Source organism: Pseudomonas sp. GW822-FHT03F04 (genome assembly GCF_058801405.1).
This window is the reverse complement of sequence record NZ_JBXANF010000001.1, coordinates 233,001-253,599: the sequence shown is the minus strand read 5'-3', so window position 1 is coordinate 253,599 and position 20,599 is coordinate 233,001. Positions and strand designations below refer to the sequence as shown.

The window sequence follows — 20,599 nt, the reverse complement described above, 5'->3', positions numbered from 1 at the left end:
ATCAGTGATGATCGGGGCGTTTTTGTTTGCCTGTCAGTAAGTCATTGAGCCCAGGGTGCCCGCCGCGAATCATTGAGTGTCAGCAAATAGCTGTCGCCACCCAGTTGGCTCATCTGCTGGCGAATCCATCCGGCCCTGCGTGAAACATAGGAGGTCGGGTGGCTGGCGCTCCAGACCCGGGGATTGGGCAATACGGCTGCCAGGTAGCTCGCCTGCTGCCGGGACAAAGACTTGGCGCCTACGCCAAAGTGATGCCTTGCTGCCGCTTCGGCACCAAACACGCCGTCATCCCACTCGACACTGTTCAGGTACACCTCGAGAATTCGCTGCTTGGGCCAGAACACTTCGATCAGCGCGGTAAACCACGCTTCCAGGCCTTTGCGCAGATAGCTGCGGCCGGACCACAAAAACAGGTTCTTCGACACTTGCTGGCTCAAGGTGCTGGCGCCGCGAATCGAGCCGCCGAGTTCGTTGTGGGCCAGTGCGGCCTTGATCGCGCTCAGGTCAAAACCCCAATGCTCGGGGAATTTCTGGTCTTCGCCGGCAATCACCGCGACCTTCAGGTCATCGGAGATCTCGTCCCACGGCTTCCAGGTGCGCTGCAGATCAATCGGCTCGCCGTCGACCCAGGATTCGATCTTGCGCTCGACCATCAGCGCCGTGCCCGGTGGCGGCACGAAGCGAAACACCAGCACCAGCAATACGCTGCCGCCCGCGAACCAGAGCAGAGCCTTCGTGAAACGACGGAGAAATAAACGCAGCATAGAGATGGCTTGGCCGAACCGGTTGAGCGGGCCATTATACAGACCCTGCCGATCGAGTCTGACTGGAGTTCTACATGCTGCGTAGCTTTCTGATGCTGGCTGCCTTCTTTGGTTTTACCGGTGTCGGCCTCGGCGCATTCGCCGCCCATGGCCTGAAAAACCGCCTGACCCCCGAGTACCTCGCGATCTTCCACACCGGCGTCACCTATCAACTGGTGCATGCGCTGGCGTTGTTCGGCGTGGCACTGCTGGCCACGCAGCTTCAGGGGCGACTGGTTGCCTGGGCCGGTATCTCGTTCAGCATCGGCATCCTGCTGTTCTCCGGCAGCCTGTACCTGCTGACCACCGTCGGCATCGGCAAGTTCGGCATCATCACCCCGTTCGGTGGCCTGGCGTTCCTGATCGGCTGGTTGTGCCTCGGACTCGCCGCCTGGCGCCTGCAGCCAACCGCTTGACGCTTGGTGCTGACCTTTAGGTCATGATCGGGATAGAATGCCACCCCCTAAAAATGATGGCGGCATCCGGCATGCGCATTCAGTTGAACGGCGAATCCCTTGAACTGCCCGACGGTGAAACCGTTGCGGCCCTGCTGACCCGTCTGGACCTGACCGGACGCCGTGTGGCGGTCGAACTCAATCTGGATATCGTCCCGCGCAGCCAGCATGCCGACACCACGCTGAACGACGGCGACAACGTCGAAGTGGTACACGCCATCGGCGGCGGCTAGTCGCCAGGCCTGCATGGGCCGAGAATTCTGCAAGACCCTCACCCCAACAGAGGATTTCCCATGAGCATCGTTCGTAGCGACAAGCCTTTCGTTCTGGCCGGTCGTACTTACCAGTCGCGTTTGCTGGTCGGTACCGGCAAGTACCGTGACATGGAAGAAACCCGTCTGGCCATCGAAGCCTCGGGTGCCGAGATCGTCACCTTCGCCGTGCGCCGCACCAACCTGGGCCAGATCGAAGGCGAGCCGAACCTGCTCGACGTGCTGTCGCCGGATCGCTACACCTTCCTGCCGAACACCGCCGGCTGCTACGACGCGGTCGAGGCTGTGCGCACCTGCCGCCTGGCCCGTGAGCTGCTCGATGGCCACAACCTGGTGAAGCTGGAAGTGTTGGCCGACCAGAAAACCCTGTTCCCCAACGTGATCGAAACCCTCAAGGCCGCCGAAGTGCTGGTCAAGGAAGGCTTCGACGTGATGGTTTACACCAGTGATGACCCGATCATCGCCCGTCAACTGGCTGAAATCGGCTGCATCGCAGTGATGCCGCTGGCCGGTCTGATCGGTTCGGGCCTGGGGATCTGCAACCCGTACAACCTGCAGATCATCCTCGAAGAAGCAAAAATTCCGGTGCTGGTGGATGCCGGTGTCGGCACCGCTTCCGACGCCACCATCTCCATGGAGCTGGGCTGTGATGCGGTGCTGATGAACTCGGCCATCGCCCACGCCCAGCAGCCGATCATGATGGCTGAAGCCATGAAACACGCGATCGTCGCGGGCCGCCTGGCCTACCTCGCCGGCCGCATGCCGAAAAAACTCTATGCCAGCGCCTCTTCGCCGCTGGATGGTCTGATCAAGTAAGAGCTATTGATGACTGAATCGAACGACACGCCAATCCAGACGGAAGAAGGCGACGAGCGCCAACACCGCCGCATCAAGAGTTTCGTGATGCGCGCCGGGCGCATGACCGAAGGCCAGCAGCGCGGCCTGGATCAGGGCGCGCCGAAGTTCGTCCTGCCGCTGGCCGATGCGCCGGTGGATTACGACCAGGTGTTCGGCCGTTCCGCGCCGCGTTCGCTGGAGATCGGTTTCGGCATGGGCCACTCGCTGCTGGAAATGGCAGCCGCTGCGCCGGAGCAGGATTTCATCGGTGTCGAAGTTCACCGTCCTGGTGTTGGTGCGCTGCTCAATGGCGTGCTGACGCAGGGCCTGACCAACCTGCGGGTCTACGATTGCGACGCGATCGAAGTGCTCAATCGCTGCATCGCCGACAACAGCCTCGATCGCCTGATGCTGTTCTTCCCGGACCCGTGGCACAAGAGTCGTCACCACAAGCGCCGCATCGTTCAGGCGTCCTTCGCTGAGCTGGTGCGCAGCAAGCTGAAGGTTGGCGGCATTCTGCACATGGCCACCGACTGGGAACCGTACGCCGAATACATGCTGGAAGTGATGAACGTCGCCCCGGGCTATCGCAACCTCGCCGAAGACGGCAAGTGCGTGCCACGCCCGGCCGAACGCCCGATCACCAAGTTCGAACGCCGCGGCGAACGTCTTGGGCATGGCGTGTGGGATCTGAAGTTCGAAAAGCTCGCTTAAGCATCACGCAATAAAACTGTGGGAGCCATTGGCTCCCACAGTTGTTTTAGCAGTACTCGGAAGTTACACCGTTGAAAGAAATTCCGCCGGAACCCGCTCGGTCAGCCAGACGCCATTCTCGGCCTGATAGAACTTGAAACCCTGTTCCTGCATCTGCCGCGCTGCAACCTTCAGAATCACCACCGTTCCGTAACGTTGCCCAACCGCCGAGGCGGTAGCGGTTTCCTGAGAAAGGTGCACGTGATGGCGTGACCCCGGAATCAATCCCTGCTCGTTGATCGAGTCCATGAAGCGCGTCGCGGTGCCGTGATACAGCGTTTCCGGAGGCTGCTTTTCTTCGAACTGCAGCTCCACGCTTTTCGTCGAGTGTCCCTGAACCGCACGAATCGACTGACCGTCGGCGGAGATCGAAAAGCGCTTCTTGTCGCTGCTCGCCACGACGTTTTCGATTAGCGCGCGATCCAGCGTTCTACCGTCCCGCGCCGCGCCATTGATCAAGGCGTCGATGTCTGCCCAGCCTTCAGAGTCCAGCGTCAAGCCAATCGCCTGTGGCTCATGACGCAGCACGAAGCTGAGAAATTTGCTTGTTTCGTCCAGCAGTTTCTTGCTCATGAACTTCCCTGTCTGTTTTCAATGCGCGGTCAGCGGCGATCCGCGACTACGCCGATCAAAACGAGCACCACCAACAACACCGGTGCCAGGCTGTAGTTGTTGAACTGGCTCAAGCCCTTCACCACCCAAGGCGTGGCGTAGATCAGTGCCGCGCCGCTGCCGATCAGGCAGAGCAGGGCCATCAGCGGGACGCGCAGGGCGCCGGCGATGCTGCCCAGGCGTTGGTCGACCCAGGCCTTGAAGTCAGCGCCGAACAGCACCAGCAGGCAGCCCACCAGGGCCAGCGCGATTTCCGAGAGGTTGCTGCGACTCCAGCGGGACACGGTGGCGAGCAGGTCGAGAATCAAATCCATGGTTTTTCCTTGGGGCTGCCGTTGGGCGTTGGGCTCAGTTCAGAAAATTCTGCAGCAAGTCATTGAGGAACAGTTGTCCGCGCTCGGTGGCCGCCAGACGTGACGGTTCGACCTGCAACAGACCGCTTTGTTCGGCCTCGCGGCGGTGTTCGTCGAGGCTCTCCAGCGGCAGGCCGGTGCGCTCGGGGTACAGGCGTGATTCGACGCCGGCAGTCAGGCGCAGGGCGTTCATCAGGAACTCGAACGGCATCTCGTCATTGGTCAGCGCTTTCTCGCCAGCCTGGAAGCTTTTGGCCGGGTTGAGGTAGTCCTTCGGCAAGCGCGTCTTCCAGGTGCGCACGATCCGCCCGTCCGGGTGGCTGAGCTTGCCGTGGGCGCCGGCGCCGATACCGATGAAGTCGCCGAAGCTCCAGTAATTGAGGTTATGCCGCGCCGGGCGACCGGGCTGCGCATAGGCGGAGACTTCGTACTGCGCGTAACCGTGTTCGGCCAGCAGCGCCTGTCCGGCCTCCTGAATGTCCCACAGCGTGTCGTCTTCCGGCAGCACTGGCGGCTGGTTCCAGAACACGGTGTTCGGCTCCAGTGTCAGCTGATACCAGGAAATGTGCGTTGGCTTCAGCTCGATCGCCTGACGCAGGTCGCTCAGGGCATCGTCCAACGACTGATCCGGCAAGCCGTGCATCAAGTCGAGGTTGAAGTTATCGAACCCGGCCTGGCGCGCCATGCCGGTGGCGCGGATGGCTTCGTCGCCGTTGTGGATACGGCCGAGGGCCTTGAGCTTTTCCTGCTGGAAGCTCTGGATACCGATCGACAGGCGATTGATCCCCAGTTTGCGGTAGGCGACGAACTTCTCTTGCTCGAAAGTCCCGGGGTTGGCTTCCAGGGTGATTTCGATGTCATCGGCAAACGGAATGCGTTGTTTCACACCTTCGAGCAAGCGGCCGAGGGCTTCGGCACTGAACAGGCTCGGCGTGCCACCGCCAAAGAAGATCGAACTCAACTCACGGCCGTACACCGCGTGCAGGTCCTGATCGAGGTCGGCCAGCATCGCGTCGACGTATTCCTGCTCCGGTAGCACCGGGCTGGCGGTGTGGGAGTTGAAGTCACAATACGGGCATTTGCGCACACACCACGGGATGTGGATGTACAGCGCCAGGGGCGGCAGCGTCGGCAACGGCGCCCGAGGCGAGGAGGCGGCGCCGCCGATGATCAGCGACGACGCGGAGGAGCTATCGGTCATTTCAAGCCCAGACGCAGGCGCAGCAGATCCATTGCACGGGCGCGGTGGCTGATCTGGTTCTTGTCGGCCGGGCTCAGTTCGGCGCTGGACACGCTACGCTCCGGCACCCAGAACAGCGGGTCATAGCCGAAGCCGTGTTCACCGCTGGCGGCAGTCAGGATGCGCCCATGCCACAGACCTTCGCAGAGGATCGGCAGCGGATCATCGGCATGACGCACCAGCGCCAGCACGCAGACGAACTGCGCGCCGCGCTCGGCTTCCGGTACGTCCTTCAAGGCGTCGAGCAGTTTGGCGTTGTTCGCCGCATCGCCCTTGCCGTCGGCGTAGCGCGCCGAGTAGATACCCGGCGCACCGCCGAGGAAATCCACCGCCAGACCCGAATCGTCGGCCAGCGCCGGCAGCCCGGAGATGCGCGCAGCATTTCGGGCCTTGAGGATCGCGTTCTCGATGAACGACAGACCGGTTTCTTCCGGCTCCACGCTGCTGAATTCGCCGATCGAGCGCAGATGCACTGATTCGCCGAGCATGGCCTGGAGTTCCTTGAGTTTGCCGGCGTTATGGCTGGCCAGTACGAGTTGCTTGAGGTTCATCATTCGCCGGGGAAAAGCTCTTGGTTGAAATTGATGGTGTTGATCTTGTCACCGTTCTGCACCTTGATTTCAAAGGTGCGGGTTTCCTGCTGTTCCACCGGATACTGGGCGATGTAATAGATCGCGCCCTGTTCGGTGATCTGGCGGAATTTCAGCGGCACGCTCTGGCTGGTCAGGTCTTTGACCGTGCCGGTGACATTGGCGATCAACGGCTTGCCGTCCTTGATCACCGAGACATTGATCACGCCCTGATTCTTGCTGCGGATCAGCTCGGCGGCCTTGGCAATGTCCGGTTGCAGGTAGGTCGAGTTGAAGGTGTTGTAGTGCACCGTCACGTCGCCGAAGGTTTCCTGGCGCTCGCCTTTGATGACGTCGGCAGCGATGGCCGAGAGGCTCAGGCAGGCGGCCAATAGCGCGGTAATCAAGCGTCCCATGTTCGTTCTCCTCGCAATGTCGTGGTTCAGACCGCGATTCTGTGATCCTGCAGCCCCGGGCTGCTGACGCGGTAGATACCGATCTCACCTAACAGATTAGGCCATAGCTTACTGGCCCACCCGTGGCGGTGCTGTTGATCCACGGCAAGCCGATCAATGACCTTCGCCTCACGTTCGCGGCAAAGTTCTTCAAAGTCTTCGAAGGTGCAGAAGTGAATGTTCGGCGTGTTGTACCAGGTGTACGGCAGGAACTCGGACACCGGCATCCGGCCCTTGCTCGCCAAGTACCAGCGGCAGCGCCAGTGGCCGAAGTTGGGGAAGGTGATGATGCACTGGCGACCGACCCGCAGCATTTCGTCGAGGATCTTGTCCGGGTAGTGCACGGCTTGCAGGGCCTGGGTCATCACCACCACGTCGAAGCTGTTGCTGGCGAAGTTGCCCAGGCCCTTGTCCAGGTCCTGTTCGATGACGTTGATGCCCTTGGCCACGCACTCGGCGATGTTGTCCGGGTCGTTTTCCAGGCCATAACCGGTGACCTGCTTGTGGTCGCGCAGCCAGGTCAGCAACTCGCCGTCACCGCAGCCGAGGTCGAGCACGCGGCTGCCGGCGGGGATCCATTCCTGGATGATTTCCAGATCAGCTCTCATGGCTTTCTCACAACGTAATGCGGTTCATGTAATTGCCGAACGCCTGCAAATAGCGCGGGATCGGAATCAGGAAGGCGTCGTGGCCCTGCGGCGCATCGATTTCCAGGTAGCTGACGTCCTTGCGCGCGGCCATCAGCGCGTCCACCAGTTCCCGCGATCGGGCCGGGGAGAAGCGCCAGTCGGTGGTGAACGACATCACGCAGAACTTCGCTTTGGCACCTTCGAAGGTTTTCGCCAGGTTATCGTCGAAGTTCGCCGCCGGATCGAAGTAATCCAGCGCCTTGGTCATCAACAGATACGTGTTGGCATCGAAGCGCCCGGAGAACTCTTCGCCCTGGTAGCGCAGGTAGCTTTCGACCTGGAACTCGACGCTGTGGAAGTCGTAGTTGAGCTTTTCGCTCTTCAGGCCACGGCCGAATTTCTCGCCCATGGAGTCGTCGGACAGGTAGGTGATGTGCCCGACCATCCGCGCCAGCATCAGCCCGCGCTTGGGGATCACGCCCTGTTCCTGGAACGAGCCGCCGTGGAATTCCGGGTCGGTGAGAATCGCCTGGCGCGCCACTTCGTTGAAGGCGATGTTCTGCGCCGACAGCTTGGGGGCCGAGGCGATGGCCAGGCAGTGGCGCACGCGATCCGGATACGTGATGGTCCATTGCAGCGCCTGCATGCCGCCGAGGCTGCCACCGATCACTGCGGCCCACTGGCCGATGCCGAGCAGGTCGGCGAGGCGTGCCTGGCTGTGCACCCAGTCTTCCACGGTCAGCACCGGGAAGTCGGCGCCGAACGGCTTGCCGGTTTCCGGGTTGAGGCTGCTCGGGCCGGTGGAGCCGTTGCAGCCGCCGAGGTTGTTCAGGCTGACCACGAAGAACTTGTTGGTGTCGATCGGTTTGCCGGGGCCGATGCAGCTGTCCCACCAACCGGGCTTGCGGTCGTCGACGCTGTGGTAGCCGGCGGCATGGTGGTGGCCGGACAAGGCGTGGCAGATCAACACGGCGTTGCTCGCTTGCGCGTTCAGCGTGCCGTAGGTTTCGTAGATCAGGTCATAAGCGGCCAGCGAACGGCCGCAGGCCAGGGCCAGCGGTTCGCTGAAGTGCGCCGTTTGCGGCGTCACCAGACCAACAGAATCGGGGGGAAAGGCAGCTGGCATCGACCCTGCTCTCGTTGAAATGAGGCGTAAGTCTAAAGACCGCTGCCCCCAGCGGCAAGCAACGATCAGGGGTGTTGAAGCCCCGGCAGATCCGGCAGTTTTTTGGGGGCGTGGATGCGCACACGTTTCTGCCGGTTCAACTCACCGCTGATCAGGCTGACCTGACTCTTGGAAACTCCAAAAGCCTTGGCCAGAAACCCCATCAGGTACGCATTGGCCTTGCCCTCGACCGGCGGGGCGGTCAGGCGGATCTTCAAGCGGTCGCCGTGCAGCCCGCAGAAATCATCGCTGCGGGCTGCCGGTTGCAGGTGACACTCGAGGATCAAGTCGTCACCGTCCCAACGAAACCAGCTCACATCAACAGGCGCAAAATTTCCGGCATCATCGTCATCGCCGCGAGGTTGTTGATCACCAGCATGTCGATCAGCTTCAGCGCGAGGAAGGCGAAGATCGGCGACAGGTCCAGACCGCCCATGCTCGGCAGGAAGCGACGGAACGGCGCCAGGGCCGGTTCGCAGATCTGGTTCACCAGCTCGGCGCCCGGGTTATGGCTGCCCGGAGCGACCCACGACAGGATCACGCTGATGATCAGGGCGAAGAAGAAAATCTTCAGGAACAGCGCGGTCACGCCGATGATCGACCAGATGAACAGTTGCAGCGGGTTGCCGGTGGTGCCGTAGGTCAGCAGCAGGGTCAGCGCCATCAGTGCCAGTTGCACGAGGATTGCCAGCACCAGCGACGACATGTCGAGGCCGAAGACGCTCGGGATGATCCGGCGCAGTGGCTTGAGCAGCGGCTGGGTGGCCTTGACCACGAACTGGCACAGCGGGTTATAGAAGTTCGCCCTTACCAGTTGCAGGACGAAGCGCAGCAGCACGATCAGCAGGTACAGGCTGCCGAGGGTTTGCAGCACGTAGACCGCTGCAGTGTTCAATCCAATCATGTAAGGCTCCTTATTTGCCCAGTTGTTCGGCCATTTCGGCCGAGCGGTGCGCGGCGGCGCCGAGTGCTTTTTCCACCAGGGCTTCGAAGCCGCCGGCCTGGAACGATTTGATCGCCGCTTCAGTGGTGCCCGCTGGCGAGGTCACGCGGCGGCGCAGTTCGGCGGCGTCGACGTCGCTGGACACGGCCATGTGCGCGGCGCCCAGTGCGGTTTGCAGGGTCAGTTGCTCGGCGGTTTCCTTCGGCAGACCGAGTTTGACGCCGGCGGCGGTCATGGCTTCGATCAGCAGGAAGAAGTACGCCGGGCCGGAACCGGAGACAGCGGTGACCGCGTCCAGTTGTTGCTCTTCGTTCAGCCACAGGGCGATGCCCACGGCGGACAGCAGCTCTTCAGCCTGCTGGCGCTGTTCGGCGCTCACGTCGCCAGTGGCGTACAGACCGCTTACGCCCTGACGCAGCAGCGCCGGAGTGTTGGGCATGCAGCGCACGATTGGCTGCTCGCCGAGCCACGCGGTCATGCTGGCGCAGGTGATGCCGGCAGCGATGGACACCACCAGTTGATTCGGTTTCAGGCTCGGGCGGATCGCTTCGCACACGGCTTTCATGGCCTGTGGCTTGACCGCCAGCACGACAACGTCGGCACCGTCGATGGCCTGGGCGTTGTCGGCGAAGGTTTCGATGCCGTGCTCGGCGCTGACCCGGTTGCGGGTCTCTTCGCCCGGATCGCTGGCGCGGATCGATGCGGCTTCCAGACCCTTGGCCCGCAAGCCGCCGATCAGGCTGGCGGCCATGTTGCCGGCACCGATAAAGGCAATACGTGTGTTGCTCATGTCAGGTCCTTATCTGGAAATCATCAAGATTGGGAGTAGTCGCGAGCGCCAAACAGGGCCGTACCGATACGGACCCAGGTGGCGCCCTGGGCAATGGCCGACTCGAGGTCGTGGCTCATGCCCATGGAAAGTGTGTCGAGCGGCAGATCGAGGCTGGCCTGCAGCTTCTGAACAGCGGCGAATGCGGCGTCTTGCTCGGCGCGATCGTCGGTCGGCTCGGGAATCGCCATCAGCCCGCGCAGCTTCAGGCGCGGCAGGGCGCTGATGGCCTGGGCCAGCGCCGGCAGGTCGGCCGGGGTGCAGCCGGACTTGCTGGCTTCACCGCTGACGTTGACCTGAATGCAGATATTCAGTGGCGGCAGCTCCGCCGGGCGTTGTTCGGACAGGCGTTGGGCGATTTTCAGGCGATCCACGGAATGCACCCAGGCGAAATGCTCGGCAATCGAGCGGGTCTTGTTCGACTGAATGGGGCCGATGAAGTGCCAGATCAAGGGCAGGTCGGCCAGTTCGAGCTGTTTGCCCAGGGCTTCCTGCAGATAGTTCTCGCCAAAGTCGCGCAGGCCGGCGGCGTACGCTTCGCGCAGGGCTTCGGCGGGTTTGGTCTTGCTCACGGCCAGCAGCTGGACGCTGTTTTCATCGCGGCTGGCGGCTTTGACGGCTGCCTGAATGCGCGAACTAACCAGTGAGATGTTGTCTGCTATCGTGGACATCAAGAGGCGCCAGCGGTCTGTAGGTTCGCGGCATTCTACTGGAATTGAGGAACGCTATGGATATCACTGAACTGCTGGCCTTCAGCGCCAAACAGGGCGCTTCCGACCTGCACCTGTCAGCCGGACTGCCGCCGATGATCCGCGTGGATGGTGATGTGCGGCGGATCAATCTGCCGGCGCTGGATCACAAGCAGGTGCATGAGCTGATCTACGACATCATGAACGACACCCAGCGGGTGGAGTACGAGAAACATCTGGAAACCGACTTTTCCTTCGAAGTACCGGGTGTGGCGCGCTTTCGGGTCAACGCCTTCAACCAGAACCGTGGCGCCGGCGCCGTGTTTCGCACCATTCCGTCGAAAGTGCTGAGCATGGAAGACCTCGCCATGGGCGACGTCTTTCGCAAGATCACCGACGCCCCGCGCGGGCTGGTGCTGGTGACGGGGCCGACCGGTTCCGGCAAGTCCACCACGCTGGCGGCGATGATCGATTACCTCAACACCCATCGCCATCACCACATCCTGACCATCGAAGACCCCATCGAATTCGTTCACGAATCGCGCAAATGCCTGATCAATCAGCGTGAGGTCCATCGCGATACCCGCAGTTTCGCCACGGCGTTGCGTTCAGCGCTGCGTGAAGACCCGGACGTGATCCTGGTGGGCGAGATGCGCGATCTGGAGACCATTCGCCTGGCGTTGACCGCCGCCGAGACCGGGCATCTGGTGTTCGGCACGCTGCACACCACGTCGGCGGCCAAGACCATCGACCGGGTGGTGGACGTGTTCCCGGGGGATGAGAAGTCCATGGTGCGCTCGATGTTGTCCGAGTCGCTGCTGGCCGTGGTGTCGCAAACGCTGATCAAGAAGATCGGCGGTGGGCGGGTGGCGGCGCACGAGATCATGCTCGGCACGTCGGCGATCCGTAACCTGATCCGCGAGGACAAGGTGGCGCAGATGTATTCGGCGATTCAGACCGGCGGATCGCTGGGGATGCAGACACTCGACATGTGCCTGAAGGATCTGGTGACCAAGGGCCTGATCAGTCGCGAACATGCGCGGGAGAAGGCGCGGACACCGGATAATTTCTAGGGACGAAAAAAAACGCAGACCGAAGGCTGCGTTTTTTATGATCTGTACAGATCAGCGCTGAACCACACGCATCTGCTTGCCACCTGGTTCTTTCGGCAGCACGCGCTTGGCTACCACGTAATGCTGTTCCCAATACGGCTTGTTCAGCGTATCGATGCTCACCGCTTTACCACGACGCGGCGCGTGGATGAAGCGGTCGTTGCCCAGGTAGATGGCAACGTGATTGACCCGACGGCTCTTGATGTTGAAGAAAATCAGGTCGCCCGGCTTGAGATCCTTGCGCTCGACTTTCTCGCCGTGGCCGCTGGCCATGGCATTCGAGGTGCGGGGCAGGTCGAAAGTCGCGTCGTTGAACGCGTATTTCACCAGGCCGCTGCAATCGAAGCCTTTACTTGGGCTGCTGCCGCCCCAACGGTAAGGTGTACCGAGGACGTTCACCGCGCGACTGAGGACGTTGCTGCTTTCCTTGTTCGCCATCGGTGGGACCAGCTTGCCGTGACTCTTGCTGGCAAGCGTGGTGTGTTTCGTTTGCTTGCCTTTGTTCGAAGGAGCAGAGGCATGGGATTTAGGGGTGAAGCCGTTGACGTTGGGAAGACGTTGCTCACGATTGGTGGCGTGGGCGGCCAGTGGCATTAATAGGCAAATGGTTAGCCATGTCTTGAAAAATGGACGCATTAGGCAGGGCTCTTATGTGTTAGCGCGCAACTTTATAACAGCTTTTTTGTCCCTTCCGAGGCCGTTGGTCGATTCAAAAGGCGGGCAACGGAACCAAACAAGCGGCAAATAGACGCAATTGTCGGACAGAAGTCAGGTGCTATAAGGCTTTGACGGAACACACGGTAGCATTTGCCGTACGTCGGCTACCTGTAAAAAAGTCACAAAGAATTAAAGAATATTTATCTATCGTGTGAATCGAGGTCTTCATGAACAGCTATCAGCTACCCCGTGTGAAGGAAAAAGACACCCATAGCAAAGTGATCGGTTACCTGCTGTGGATCTTCGGTTTTACCGGTTCTCACCGCTTCTATTACGGCAAGCCGGTGACCGGAACGATCTGGTTTTTCACCTTCGGGCTACTGGGGATCGGCTGGCTGATCGACGTGTTCCTGATCCCGGCGATGGATCGGGAAGCGGATCTGCGATTTGCTGCGGGGCCGATCGAATACAACGTGGCGTGGATCCTGCTGACGTTCCTCGGGGTGTTCGGTGTGCACCGGATGTACCAGGGCAAGTGGATCACAGGCTTGCTGTACCTGTTGACCGGCGGATTGTTCTTTATTGGCGTGCTGTATGACTTCTGGACGCTGAACGATCAGGTGTCGGTGCGTAACGCGCAGAATCGCGGCGCCTTCCAGTAAGTGATGGCGAGGGAGCAAACTCCCTCGCCATTTTTTTATGCCTGGTGGCTGATCCGGCCATCCACCAAGGTGTAACGCACCACACTCGGCAGGCTATGACCGAGGAACGGGCAGTTCTCGCCCTTCGACAGCCAGGTTTCGCCGGCAACGGTCGAGGCCTTCGGATCGAACAGCACGATATCCGCCGCGCCACCCACCGCCAGTTTGCCCGCCGGCAGGCGCAAGGCCTCGGCCGGGCCGGCGCTCAGGCGTGAGAGCAGGGTCGGCAGGTCCAGCAGACCGTCCTCGACCAGCGTCATCGCCAGCGGCAGCAGCAGCTCGACGCTGCTGATGCCCGGTTCGGTCGCGCCGAACGGTGCCAGTTTCGCATCACGCTCGTGGGGTTGGTGATGGCTGGAAATCGCCGAAATCACCCCGGACTTCACCGCTTCACGCAGACCGTCGCGGTCGGCGCGGGTGCGCAGCGGCGGTTGCACGTGATACAGGCTGCTGAAGTCGATCAGCGCTTCGTCCGTCAGGATCAACTGATACAGCGCGACATCCGCCGTGACTTTCAAACCACGGGCTTGTGCCTGAGCGATCAGCGCAACGCCGCGAGCGCTGGTTAGCTGGCTGAAATGCGCGCGCACGCCGGTCTGCTCGACCAGCAGCAGGTCACGGGCCAGGGCCACGGTTTCAGCGGTTTCCGGGATGCCCGGCAGACCGAGGAAACTGGCGGTGGCGCCTTCGTGGGCCAGGCCGCCGTCGGCCAGGTCGTGATCCTGCGAATTGAAAATCACGGTCAGGTCGAAGGTCGCCGCGTAATCCAGCGCCCGGCACAGGGTGCGGGTGTTGCGGAAGCTTTCCAGGCCGTTGCCGAAGGCCACGCAACCGGCGTCGCGCAGGGCCACCAGCTCGGCCAGTTGCTCGCCATCCAGGCCTTTGCTCAGGGCGCCGATCGGGAACACCTTGGTGTTGCCGGCCTCGCGGGCGCGGTCGAGGATCAGCTCGGCCACGGCGGAGGTGTCGAGCACCGGCTTGGTTTTCGGCGGGCAGCACAGGCTGGTCACGCCGCCGGCCGCCGCAGCGCGGGTTTCGCTGGCGATGGTGCCTTTGCGGCTGTAGCCCGGCTCGCGCAGGGCGACGTTCAGGTCTACGAGACCTGGAGCGGCCACCAGGCCTTGGGCATCGATGGTTTCGAGGGCAGTGAAACCGGCCGGTGCGGCGCCGAGGGCGACGATCTTGCAGGCTTCAACGTGAATATCGGTGACTTGATCCAGGCCGCTGCTTGGATCGATGACGCGGGCGCCGAGAATGCTGAGCTTCACTGGGCGTTCTCCTGCTCGAATTGGCGCTGGGCTGTTTGTCCGCTCATGGCCATCGACAACACGGCCATACGGATCGCGATGCCGTAGGTGACTTGATTGAGGATCACCGAGTGCGGGCCGTCGGCCACCGCCGACTCGATCTCCACGCCGCGGTTGATCGGCCCCGGGTGCATGACGATGCAATCGGGCTTGGCGCCGGCCAGGCGCGCGGTGGTCAGGCCGAACAGGCGGTAGAACTCGCCTTCGCTCGGCAGCAGGCCGCCGGTCATGCGCTCACGCTGCAGGCGCAGCATGATCACCACGTCGACGTCTTTCAGGCCTTCGGTCATGTCGGTGTAGACCTTCACGCCGTATTGCTCGATGCCGATCGGCAGCAGGGTTTTCGGTGCGATCACACGGATGTCCGGGCAACCGAGGGTCTTCAGGGCGAGCATGTTCGAGCGCGCCACCCGCGAGTGCAGGATGTCGCCGACGATGGCCACCGAGAGGTTTTCGAAGCTGCCCTTGTGCCGACGGATGGTCAGCATGTCGAGCATGCCCTGGGTCGGGTGGGCGTGACGGCCGTCGCCGCCGTTGATGATTGCCACTTGCGGGCACACATGTTCGGCGATGAAGTGCGCAGCGCCCGAATCACCGTGGCGTACGACGAACATGTCGGCGGCCATGGCTTCGAGGTTGCGCAGGGTGTCGAGCAGGGTTTCGCCCTTGCTGGCCGACGAAGTCGACACGTTCAGGGTGATCACGTCCGCCGACAGCCGCTGGGCCGCCAGTTCGAAGGTGGTGCGCGTGCGGGTGGAGTTTTCGAAGAACACGTTGCACACGGTCTTGCCGCGCAGCAACGGGACCTTCTTCACGGCCCGTGCGCCGACTTCGAGGAACGAGTCGGCGGTGTCGAGGATTTCCGTCAGCAACTCGCGGCGCAGGCCGTCGAGCGAGAGGAAGTGGCGCAGCTGGCCCTGATCATTGAGCTGCAGCGGGCGCTTGGTATCTAGAGGCGTCATCGCGAAGGGGACTCTCAATAGGGCGGATTAAAGGGCGAGGTCTTGCAGTTCGAGGGCCAGCTCCGGGCCGGACAGCTTCACTCGTTCGTGGGGGGCGAGCGACAGCGTCGCGCCGACCACGTTCGGGCGGATCGGCAGTTCGCCGGCGTCCAGGTCCAGCAGGCAGACCAGCGTCACGCTGGCCGGGCGGCCGTAGTCGAACAGTTCGTTCATGGCGGCGCGGATGGTGCGGCCGCTCATCAGTACGTCGTCGATCAGTACCAGATGCTGGCCTTCGATTTCGAAGGGCAGGGCGGACGGGCGCACTTGCGGGTGCAGGCCGTTCTGGCTGAAGTCGTCGCGGTAGAAGGAAACATCCAGCGTGCCCAATGGCGCATCGCTGCCCAGCTCTTCGAGCAGGGCCTGGGCGACCCAGACGCCACCGGTGCGGATGCCGATGTAACGCGGTTCGCTGATATCACGCTGGGCAAGGTGCGCCTTGAGGCGGGTCGCCATCTGGCTGATCAGATCGGCGGGATTGGGCAGGCTCATGGTTGCTCCTTCTTGGGGTCGAGCCGGTTCTCGCGAACCGAGGCTCGGGTTGTAACCAAAAGAAAAGCGCCGTAGCGCTTGTCAGGATTCAAATAGTGCGGTGTTTTCGTCGAGCCAGCCTTGCAGCAGCAAGGCGGCGGCGATGGCGTCCACCGGGTTGTCGCGGTAACTGCCTTTCTGCCCGCCGCGCACCAGTCGTTCGCCTTTGGCTTCGAAGGTCGTCAGGCGCTCGTCGTGGGTATAGAAGGGCAGGTTGTAGCGGCCGTTGAGGCGACGGGCGAATTTCTCGGCGCGCAGGCACATCTCGCTGGGCGTGCCGTCCATGTTCAGCGGCAGGCCGACCACCACGGCGTCGGGTTTCCATTCCTTTATCAGGGCTTCGACCTGATTCCAGTCCGGCACACCGTTCTGTGCCTTCAAGGTGCACAGCTCGCGGGCCTGGCCGGTAATCACCTGGCCGACCGCCACGCCGATCTGTTTGGTGCCGTAGTCGAAGCCGAGGATCAGGCGCAGGGCCATCAGGCGTGCCCTGCCTGGCTGGTCAGCAGATTGAGGTTGATCCCCAAATGCTTGGCCGCCGCTTCCAGACGCAGCTCGCTGCTGGTGTTGAACAGGATGTCGGCGTCGTACGGGCAGGTCAGCCAGGCGTTGTCGGCCATTTCAGCCTCCAGTTGCCCGGCTTCCCAGCCGGCGTAGCCGAGGGCGATCAGGCTTTTCGCCGGGCCCACGCCGTCAGCGATGGCAAACAGCACGTCTTGGGAAGTGGACAGTGCCAGCTCGCCTTCCAGTTCGACGGTCGCCTGGAAGGTCTTGCCCGCCGGGTGCAGCACGAAACCGCGATCGGTCTGCACCGGGCCGCCGATGAAGATCGGCACATGCTGGCACAGCGCTGGCGGATCGATGTCCGGGCGCAGTTGCTCGAGGATGTCGGCCAGATTCAGCTCTTGCGGTCGGTTGACCACCAGCCCCATGGCCCCATTGGCCGTGTGCTCGACGATGTAGGTCAAGGTGTGGGCAAAGTTCGGGTCGGCCATGTGTGGCATGGCGATCAGGAAGTGATGCTTGAGGTAGCTGGGGCTGACGTTTTTCATGTGCGGTAGTGTGGCGTTCGGGGGGCGAACTGACAAGCTGGAGCGGTCAAAAGATCGGCTCAGTTGCTGGACAACCGGTCGCCCCGGGCGAATTTCCAGGTGCGGATGATTTCCAGTCGGTCGATGTCCGACAGATCCCCGGTAAACGGTGCAAACGGTGCCGCCAGACGCACGATGCGCTGCGCCGCCTGATCCAGCAGCGGCTGGCCGGAGGATTCCAGCACCAGCACTTCATACAGCGAGCCGTCGCGGTTGATCGACACCATCAGGCGCAGATTGCCGTAGATCTGTTGGCGACGAGCTTCGTCGGGGTAATTGAGGTTGCCGATGCGCTCGACCTTCTTGCGCCATTCGTCCTTGTACCAGGCGCCCTTGTCGCGCATGGTCGAGGCCGCGCTCAGGCGGTGGATGCGCGGGCGCTTGGCGTACAGCTGTTGTTCGTTGGCCAGTTCGGCTTCCAGGCTGGCGATGTCGCTGGAGAGCTGCGAGCTGTCGAAAGTCGGGGCGTCGACCGTCGGTTTGGTCTCGGTCTTGGCTTCTTCTTTTTTGGTCGGTGCCTTTTTCGGTTTCGGCGCGACAGTGGTCACGGCCGCCTTGGGCGCGGCTTCCTGCACTTCCGGCTTGGCGGCCGGCGGCGGGGTGACCTTCTTGACCTGATTGTCCTGGAACGGCGCGACCTCGGTGGTCTTGGGGATCGCCTTCTTGTCGAGGGTGCCGCTGCCTTCCTGGTTTTCCTGGGCGAGGAAATCAGCCTTCTTGGGCTTGGTTTCGCTCTTGAAGGTGGCGAGGGTGATTTCCAGGGTTTTGCTGATCTGCTTGGGCTCGACCATGGTGAAACCCACGCCGAGCAGCAGCGCCAAATGGATCAGCGCCGCGAGAAACAGGGTAAATCCGAGGCGATCGACCGGGCGCACGCCTTTATGGGCGAGTTCAGCGGGCAGATCGGACGGAAGTGTCATGACAAGAAAACCAACATCGCGTTTTTCACAGGCCGCGCATGATAACGCAATGTTGGTTTCTCGCCTTGGGCTTCAAGCATCAAGCGACAGGCTGCATGTGACACACATCAAGCTTGCAGCTTTTTCTCGATGGCATCCATCAGCAGACCGCCGATGTCGGTGCCGAAGGCATTGTCGATCTCGCGGATGCAGGTCGGGCTGGTGACGTTGATTTCGGTCAGGTGCTCACCGATCACGTCCAGGCCGACGAACAGCAGGCCCTTCGCGCGCAAGGTCGGGCCGACCTGAGCGGCGATCCAGCGATCCTTGTCGGTCAACGGACGGGCTTCGCCACGACCGCCGGCCGCGAGGTTGCCACGGGTTTCGCCCTGGGCCGGAATCCGCGCCAGGCAGTAATCCACCGGCTCGCCGTCGATCATCAGGATGCGTTTGTCGCCATCCTTGATCGCCGGCAGGTACGCCTGGCCCATGATCTGTTGGGTGCCGAGGGCGGTCAGGGTTTCGAGGATCACTGACAGGTTCGGATCGCCGACGCGGTGACGGAAGATCGACGTGCCGCCCATGCCGTCCAGCGGTTTGAGGATCACGTCGCCATGCTTGGCGGCGAATTCACGCAGCACGTCGGCGCGGCGGCTGACCACGGTTGGCGGCGTGCACTGCGGGAACAGCGTGGCGAACAGTTTTTCATTGCAGTCGCGCAGGCTCTGCGGCTTGTTGACCACCAGTACGCCGGCGGCTTCGGCCTGTTCGAGCAGGTAGGTGGAGTAGACGAACTCCATGTCGAACGGCGGATCCTTGCGCATCAGGATCACGTTCAGGTCGCTCAGCGGCAGATCCTGCTCGGCGCCCAGTTCGAACCATTTTTCCGGGTTGGCGAAGACTTTCAGCGGCTTCATCCGCGCCCGTGCCTGACCTTCGCCCTGATAAAGGTCCTGCTGTTCCATATAGAACAGTTCCCAGCCGCGCTTCTGCGCCGCCAGCAGCATGGCCAGCGAGCTATCCTTTTTATAGGAAATGCTGGCGATTGGGTCCATGACTATCCCGACGCGAACGCTCATTGGGTTTTCCTCGAAAATTGGCTACCGGATCGGTATGAAAAAAGTGCCGCCAGAGTGGCTCCGGGCGGGTTTTCGGTCAAGGAAAAACCCGTCGATAGATTGCTTCTGGAGACTGTGCTAAAAAGGCTGCCATATCGTGCTGGCCCTTAAGCATCAAGGGTTTCCGGCCATTACGCATCGCAAAACGGACAAATTGATTCGCAAAGGCGACGGTAGAGCCCCCTTATGGAACAGCAGTCCAGCGCCTTGAAGGTCATGGTGATCGACGACTCGAAAACGATTCGTCGCACCGCCGAGACCCTGTTGAAAAATGCAGGCTGCGAAGTCATCACGGCGATCGACGGTTTCGACGCCCTGGCGAAGATCGCCGACAACCACCCCGGGATCATTTTTGTCGACATCATGATGCCGCGTCTGGATGGTTATCAGACCTGCGCTTTAATCAAGAACAACAGTGCTTTCAAGGCAACGCCGGTGATCATGCTGTCGTCCCGCGACGGGCTGTTCGACAAGGCCAAGGGGCGGATTGTCGGTTCCGATCAATTTTTGACCAAGCCTTTCAGCAAGGAAGAGCTGCTCGACGCGATTGCGGCCCATGTTCCGGGCTTTACCGCTGATTTGCCGCAGTAAGACACGCACAGTGACGCTCGGCCAGCGGGCCCGGTGTCGACAAGAAAAATGGGGAAGACCATGGCACGTATTCTGATCGTCGATGATTCGCCGACCGAAATGTACAAACTGACCGGCATGCTGGAAAAGCACGGCCACGAAGTGTTGAAAGCCGAAAACGGCGCCGACGGCGTGGCCCTGGCCCGTCAGGAAAAACCCGACGCGGTGCTGATGGACATCGTCATGCCCGGCCTCAACGGTTTCCAGGCGACCCGCCAACTGACCAAGGACGCTGAAACCAGCCACATCCCGGTCATCATCATCACCACCAAGGATCAGGAAACCGACAAGGTCTGGGGCACTCGCCAGGGCGCCAAGGATTACCTGACCAAACCGGTCGACGAAGACACGCTGATCAAGACCCTGAACAACGTGCTGGCCGGTTGATCGCGCCGCCATGAGCGAGTCGCTGACCGCGTTCGAACTGTTGTGGCAGATCGACCAGCGCTGTCGCCTGCTGGCGGCGGACCTGCCGTCGCAGCCGGCGCGCCAGGATCGCTGGAGCGGCATCGGCTTTCGCCTCGGCGAGCACTGGTACGTCGCGCCGATGGGCGAAGTCAGCGAAGTGCTGCCTGAACCGCGTTTCACCCAATTGCCGGGGGTAAAGCCGTGGGTCAAGGGCGTGGCCAATCTGCGCGGGCGGTTGTTGCCGATCATGGACCTGTGCGGATTCTTCGGCCATGAGCTGTCACCCATGCGCAAGCAGCGGCGGGTATTGGTAGTGGAGCATCAGGACGTTTTTGCCGGTGTGCTGGTCGATGAGGTTTTCGGCTTGCAGCACTTCGAGCAAGACAGCTTCGAACCCGTCTCGATCCGTAAACGGCAAGGCTCCAAGGGCGAGTTCGTCAAAGGGTATTTCCGACGCGAGCAGAACTGGCGAGTGTTCAGCCTGTTTGCGCTGGCGCAGTCACCGAGTTTCATGCACGTCGCGGTTTAACAGGCGAGGAC

General features: G+C 61.7%; 29 protein-coding genes. 9 read left to right on the top strand and 20 right to left on the bottom strand.

All coding sequences use genetic code 11. The annotated features are described in order from the left end of the window. Positions 1-41 precede the first annotated feature (41 nt). Positions 42-764, bottom strand: coding sequence for a monofunctional biosynthetic peptidoglycan transglycosylase (gene mtgA, locus AC1RMX_RS01155; protein WP_096817587.1), 723 nt, complete (start codon positions 762-764; stop codon positions 42-44). Between the two features lie 74 nt (positions 765-838). Between mtgA and AC1RMX_RS01150 the strand changes: the two genes are divergently transcribed. From AC1RMX_RS01150 to trmB, 4 genes are all read left to right on the top strand, one after another. Continuing rightward, positions 839-1,219 carry a DUF423 domain-containing protein gene (locus tag AC1RMX_RS01150; protein ID WP_493070132.1) on the top strand — a complete coding sequence of 127 codons (381 nt, stop codon included), beginning with the start codon at positions 839-841 and terminating at the stop codon, positions 1,217-1,219. Between the two features lie 71 nt (positions 1,220-1,290). Next, the gene (gene thiS, locus AC1RMX_RS01145; RefSeq protein ID WP_167394879.1) at positions 1,291-1,491 is read left to right on the top strand and encodes a sulfur carrier protein ThiS; all 201 of its coding nucleotides are present in this window, start codon (positions 1,291-1,293) and stop codon (positions 1,489-1,491) included. Between the two features lie 60 nt (positions 1,492-1,551). Next, positions 1,552-2,346 (top strand): thiazole synthase, encoded by a 795-nt coding sequence (locus AC1RMX_RS01140; protein WP_085731561.1) that lies wholly within the window; start codon positions 1,552-1,554, stop codon positions 2,344-2,346. 9 nt (positions 2,347-2,355) lie between these two features. Then, positions 2,356-3,081: a tRNA (guanosine(46)-N7)-methyltransferase TrmB gene (gene trmB, locus AC1RMX_RS01135; RefSeq protein WP_085646976.1), complete on the top strand. Its 726-nt coding sequence runs from the start codon at positions 2,356-2,358 to the stop codon at positions 3,079-3,081. 63 nt (positions 3,082-3,144) lie between these two features. Here the strand turns inward: trmB and AC1RMX_RS01130 are convergent, their stop codons facing one another. From AC1RMX_RS01130 to AC1RMX_RS01080, 11 genes are all read right to left on the bottom strand, one after another. Next, a complete protein-coding gene (locus AC1RMX_RS01130) occupies positions 3,145-3,693 on the bottom strand; it encodes an RNA 2'-phosphotransferase (protein ID WP_493070130.1) in 549 nt (182 codons plus the stop codon). A gap of 29 nt (positions 3,694-3,722) precedes the next feature. Further along, entirely contained in the window at positions 3,723-4,046 is a 324-nt protein-coding gene (locus tag AC1RMX_RS01125; RefSeq protein ID WP_102619691.1) for a DUF3392 domain-containing protein, read from the bottom strand. Between the two features lie 34 nt (positions 4,047-4,080). Then, positions 4,081-5,286 carry a radical SAM family heme chaperone HemW gene (hemW, locus tag AC1RMX_RS01120; RefSeq protein WP_493070128.1) on the bottom strand — a complete coding sequence of 402 codons (1,206 nt, stop codon included), beginning with the start codon at positions 5,284-5,286 and terminating at the stop codon, positions 4,081-4,083. Next, positions 5,283-5,879, bottom strand: a complete 597-nt coding sequence (gene rdgB, locus AC1RMX_RS01115; protein ID WP_493070125.1) for an RdgB/HAM1 family non-canonical purine NTP pyrophosphatase — start codon at positions 5,877-5,879, stop codon at positions 5,283-5,285. Before rdgB ends, hemW begins: the two co-directional genes overlap by 4 nt. After that, positions 5,876-6,310, bottom strand: coding sequence for a DUF4426 domain-containing protein (locus AC1RMX_RS01110; RefSeq protein WP_096817597.1), 435 nt, complete (start codon positions 6,308-6,310; stop codon positions 5,876-5,878). The genes rdgB and AC1RMX_RS01110 overlap by 4 nt, the downstream gene beginning before the upstream one ends. A 26-nt stretch (positions 6,311-6,336) precedes the next feature. After that, positions 6,337-6,957 carry a methionine biosynthesis protein MetW gene (gene metW / locus AC1RMX_RS01105; RefSeq protein WP_096817600.1) on the bottom strand — a complete coding sequence of 207 codons (621 nt, stop codon included), beginning with the start codon at positions 6,955-6,957 and terminating at the stop codon, positions 6,337-6,339. A gap of 7 nt (positions 6,958-6,964) precedes the next feature. Next, positions 6,965-8,104, bottom strand: coding sequence for a homoserine O-succinyltransferase MetX (gene metX, locus AC1RMX_RS01100; protein ID WP_096817602.1), 1,140 nt, complete (start codon positions 8,102-8,104; stop codon positions 6,965-6,967). 65 nt (positions 8,105-8,169) lie between these two features. Then, positions 8,170-8,460, bottom strand: coding sequence for a DUF167 domain-containing protein (locus AC1RMX_RS01095; protein ID WP_096817603.1), 291 nt, complete (start codon positions 8,458-8,460; stop codon positions 8,170-8,172). Continuing rightward, positions 8,457-9,047, bottom strand: a complete 591-nt coding sequence (locus tag AC1RMX_RS01090; protein ID WP_096817605.1) for a YggT family protein — start codon at positions 9,045-9,047, stop codon at positions 8,457-8,459. Before AC1RMX_RS01090 ends, AC1RMX_RS01095 begins: the two co-directional genes overlap by 4 nt. Positions 9,048-9,057: 10 nt before the next feature. Then, a complete protein-coding gene (gene proC / locus AC1RMX_RS01085) occupies positions 9,058-9,876 on the bottom strand; it encodes a pyrroline-5-carboxylate reductase (protein WP_096817607.1) in 819 nt (272 codons plus the stop codon). Between the two features lie 23 nt (positions 9,877-9,899). Next, positions 9,900-10,586, bottom strand: coding sequence for a YggS family pyridoxal phosphate-dependent enzyme (locus AC1RMX_RS01080; protein ID WP_493070121.1), 687 nt, complete (start codon positions 10,584-10,586; stop codon positions 9,900-9,902). 56 nt (positions 10,587-10,642) lie between these two features. Here AC1RMX_RS01080 and AC1RMX_RS01075 point away from each other — a divergent pair, with 56 nt between their 5' ends. Further along, positions 10,643-11,677 (top strand): type IV pilus twitching motility protein PilT, encoded by a 1,035-nt coding sequence (locus tag AC1RMX_RS01075; protein ID WP_085709073.1) that lies wholly within the window; start codon positions 10,643-10,645, stop codon positions 11,675-11,677. 51 nt (positions 11,678-11,728) lie between these two features. On the opposite strand, the gene AC1RMX_RS01070 is transcribed toward AC1RMX_RS01075, so the two are convergent. Further along, positions 11,729-12,352: a C40 family peptidase gene (locus AC1RMX_RS01070; protein ID WP_096817610.1), complete on the bottom strand. Its 624-nt coding sequence runs from the start codon at positions 12,350-12,352 to the stop codon at positions 11,729-11,731. A gap of 248 nt (positions 12,353-12,600) precedes the next feature. On the opposite strand from AC1RMX_RS01070, the gene AC1RMX_RS01065 reads away from it, so the two are divergent. After that, positions 12,601-13,035, top strand: a complete 435-nt coding sequence (locus tag AC1RMX_RS01065; protein WP_493070119.1) for an NINE protein — start codon at positions 12,601-12,603, stop codon at positions 13,033-13,035. A gap of 35 nt (positions 13,036-13,070) precedes the next feature. On the opposite strand, the gene AC1RMX_RS01060 is transcribed toward AC1RMX_RS01065, so the two are convergent. From AC1RMX_RS01060 to gshB, 7 genes are all read right to left on the bottom strand, one after another. Continuing rightward, positions 13,071-14,342, bottom strand: a complete 1,272-nt coding sequence (locus AC1RMX_RS01060) for a dihydroorotase (RefSeq protein WP_493070117.1) — start codon at positions 14,340-14,342, stop codon at positions 13,071-13,073. Beyond that, positions 14,339-15,343, bottom strand: coding sequence for an aspartate carbamoyltransferase catalytic subunit (locus AC1RMX_RS01055; protein ID WP_095164512.1), 1,005 nt, complete (start codon positions 15,341-15,343; stop codon positions 14,339-14,341). The genes AC1RMX_RS01060 and AC1RMX_RS01055 overlap by 4 nt, the downstream gene beginning before the upstream one ends. Before the next feature lie 27 nt (positions 15,344-15,370). Next, entirely contained in the window at positions 15,371-15,874 is a 504-nt protein-coding gene (gene pyrR / locus AC1RMX_RS01050) for a bifunctional pyr operon transcriptional regulator/uracil phosphoribosyltransferase PyrR (protein WP_096817616.1), read from the bottom strand. Between the two features lie 81 nt (positions 15,875-15,955). Further along, on the bottom strand, positions 15,956-16,393 hold the full coding sequence (gene ruvX, locus AC1RMX_RS01045) for a Holliday junction resolvase RuvX (protein WP_096817618.1): 438 nt from the start codon (positions 16,391-16,393) through the stop codon (positions 15,956-15,958). Further along, positions 16,393-16,965 carry a YqgE/AlgH family protein gene (locus tag AC1RMX_RS01040; RefSeq protein WP_096817620.1) on the bottom strand — a complete coding sequence of 191 codons (573 nt, stop codon included), beginning with the start codon at positions 16,963-16,965 and terminating at the stop codon, positions 16,393-16,395. The genes ruvX and AC1RMX_RS01040 overlap by 1 nt, the downstream gene beginning before the upstream one ends. A 59-nt stretch (positions 16,966-17,024) precedes the next feature. Then, positions 17,025-17,924, bottom strand: a complete 900-nt coding sequence (locus AC1RMX_RS01035; RefSeq protein WP_273539168.1) for an energy transducer TonB — start codon at positions 17,922-17,924, stop codon at positions 17,025-17,027. 107 nt (positions 17,925-18,031) lie between these two features. Further along, the gene (gene gshB / locus AC1RMX_RS01030; protein WP_096817624.1) at positions 18,032-18,982 is read right to left on the bottom strand and encodes a glutathione synthase; all 951 of its coding nucleotides are present in this window, start codon (positions 18,980-18,982) and stop codon (positions 18,032-18,034) included. A gap of 225 nt (positions 18,983-19,207) precedes the next feature. Between gshB and pilG the strand changes: the two genes are divergently transcribed. From pilG to AC1RMX_RS01015, 3 genes are read left to right on the top strand one after another with little or no spacing between them, the layout of a single operon-like run. Then, complete coding sequence (gene pilG, locus AC1RMX_RS01025; RefSeq protein WP_096817626.1) at positions 19,208-19,612, top strand: twitching motility response regulator PilG; 405 nt, start codon at positions 19,208-19,210, stop codon at positions 19,610-19,612. 60 nt (positions 19,613-19,672) lie between these two features. Beyond that, positions 19,673-20,038 (top strand): twitching motility response regulator PilH, encoded by a 366-nt coding sequence (gene pilH, locus AC1RMX_RS01020; RefSeq protein WP_007953328.1) that lies wholly within the window; start codon positions 19,673-19,675, stop codon positions 20,036-20,038. A gap of 10 nt (positions 20,039-20,048) precedes the next feature. After that, a complete protein-coding gene (locus AC1RMX_RS01015) occupies positions 20,049-20,588 on the top strand; it encodes a chemotaxis protein CheW (protein ID WP_085731577.1) in 540 nt (179 codons plus the stop codon). Positions 20,589-20,599: the final 11 nt, after the last annotated feature.

Excerpts from the sequence above, each read along its gene's own strand:
- AC1RMX_RS01035 (WP_273539168.1), bottom strand. The coding sequence starts at position 17,924 with ATGACACTTCCGTCCGATCTGCCCGCTGAACTCGCCCATAAAGGCGTG.
- AC1RMX_RS01110 (WP_096817597.1), bottom strand. The coding sequence starts at position 6,310 with ATGGGACGCTTGATTACCGCGCTATTGGCCGCCTGCCTGAGCCTCTCG.
- pyrR (WP_096817616.1), bottom strand. The coding sequence starts at position 15,874 with ATGAGCCTGCCCAATCCCGCCGATCTGATCAGCCAGATGGCGACCCGC.
- AC1RMX_RS01130 (WP_493070130.1), bottom strand. The coding sequence starts at position 3,693 with ATGAGCAAGAAACTGCTGGACGAAACAAGCAAATTTCTCAGCTTCGTG.
- AC1RMX_RS01065 (WP_493070119.1), top strand. The coding sequence starts at position 12,601 with ATGAACAGCTATCAGCTACCCCGTGTGAAGGAAAAAGACACCCATAGC.
- thiS (WP_167394879.1), top strand. The coding sequence starts at position 1,291 with ATGCGCATTCAGTTGAACGGCGAATCCCTTGAACTGCCCGACGGTGAA.
- AC1RMX_RS01090 (WP_096817605.1), bottom strand. The coding sequence starts at position 9,047 with ATGATTGGATTGAACACTGCAGCGGTCTACGTGCTGCAAACCCTCGGC.
- mtgA (WP_096817587.1), bottom strand. The coding sequence starts at position 764 with ATGCTGCGTTTATTTCTCCGTCGTTTCACGAAGGCTCTGCTCTGGTTC.
- AC1RMX_RS01040 (WP_096817620.1), bottom strand. The coding sequence starts at position 16,965 with ATGAAAAACGTCAGCCCCAGCTACCTCAAGCATCACTTCCTGATCGCC.
- metW (WP_096817600.1), bottom strand. The coding sequence starts at position 6,957 with ATGAGAGCTGATCTGGAAATCATCCAGGAATGGATCCCCGCCGGCAGC.
- AC1RMX_RS01125 (WP_102619691.1), bottom strand. The coding sequence starts at position 4,046 with ATGGATTTGATTCTCGACCTGCTCGCCACCGTGTCCCGCTGGAGTCGC.
- proC (WP_096817607.1), bottom strand. The coding sequence starts at position 9,876 with ATGAGCAACACACGTATTGCCTTTATCGGTGCCGGCAACATGGCCGCC.
- AC1RMX_RS01150 (WP_493070132.1), top strand. The coding sequence starts at position 839 with ATGCTGCGTAGCTTTCTGATGCTGGCTGCCTTCTTTGGTTTTACCGGT.
- ruvX (WP_096817618.1), bottom strand. The coding sequence starts at position 16,393 with ATGGCCCTGCGCCTGATCCTCGGCTTCGACTACGGCACCAAACAGATC.
- pilH (WP_007953328.1), top strand. The coding sequence starts at position 19,673 with ATGGCACGTATTCTGATCGTCGATGATTCGCCGACCGAAATGTACAAA.
- rdgB (WP_493070125.1), bottom strand. The coding sequence starts at position 5,879 with ATGATGAACCTCAAGCAACTCGTACTGGCCAGCCATAACGCCGGCAAA.
- gshB (WP_096817624.1), bottom strand. The coding sequence starts at position 18,982 with ATGAGCGTTCGCGTCGGGATAGTCATGGACCCAATCGCCAGCATTTCC.
- AC1RMX_RS01140 (WP_085731561.1), top strand. The coding sequence starts at position 1,552 with ATGAGCATCGTTCGTAGCGACAAGCCTTTCGTTCTGGCCGGTCGTACT.
- AC1RMX_RS01080 (WP_493070121.1), bottom strand. The coding sequence starts at position 10,586 with ATGTCCACGATAGCAGACAACATCTCACTGGTTAGTTCGCGCATTCAG.
- AC1RMX_RS01055 (WP_095164512.1), bottom strand. The coding sequence starts at position 15,343 with ATGACGCCTCTAGATACCAAGCGCCCGCTGCAGCTCAATGATCAGGGC.
- AC1RMX_RS01075 (WP_085709073.1), top strand. The coding sequence starts at position 10,643 with ATGGATATCACTGAACTGCTGGCCTTCAGCGCCAAACAGGGCGCTTCC.
- hemW (WP_493070128.1), bottom strand. The coding sequence starts at position 5,286 with ATGACCGATAGCTCCTCCGCGTCGTCGCTGATCATCGGCGGCGCCGCC.
- AC1RMX_RS01015 (WP_085731577.1), top strand. The coding sequence starts at position 20,049 with ATGAGCGAGTCGCTGACCGCGTTCGAACTGTTGTGGCAGATCGACCAG.
- AC1RMX_RS01070 (WP_096817610.1), bottom strand. The coding sequence starts at position 12,352 with ATGCGTCCATTTTTCAAGACATGGCTAACCATTTGCCTATTAATGCCA.
- metX (WP_096817602.1), bottom strand. The coding sequence starts at position 8,104 with ATGCCAGCTGCCTTTCCCCCCGATTCTGTTGGTCTGGTGACGCCGCAA.
- pilG (WP_096817626.1), top strand. The coding sequence starts at position 19,208 with ATGGAACAGCAGTCCAGCGCCTTGAAGGTCATGGTGATCGACGACTCG.
- trmB (WP_085646976.1), top strand. The coding sequence starts at position 2,356 with ATGACTGAATCGAACGACACGCCAATCCAGACGGAAGAAGGCGACGAG.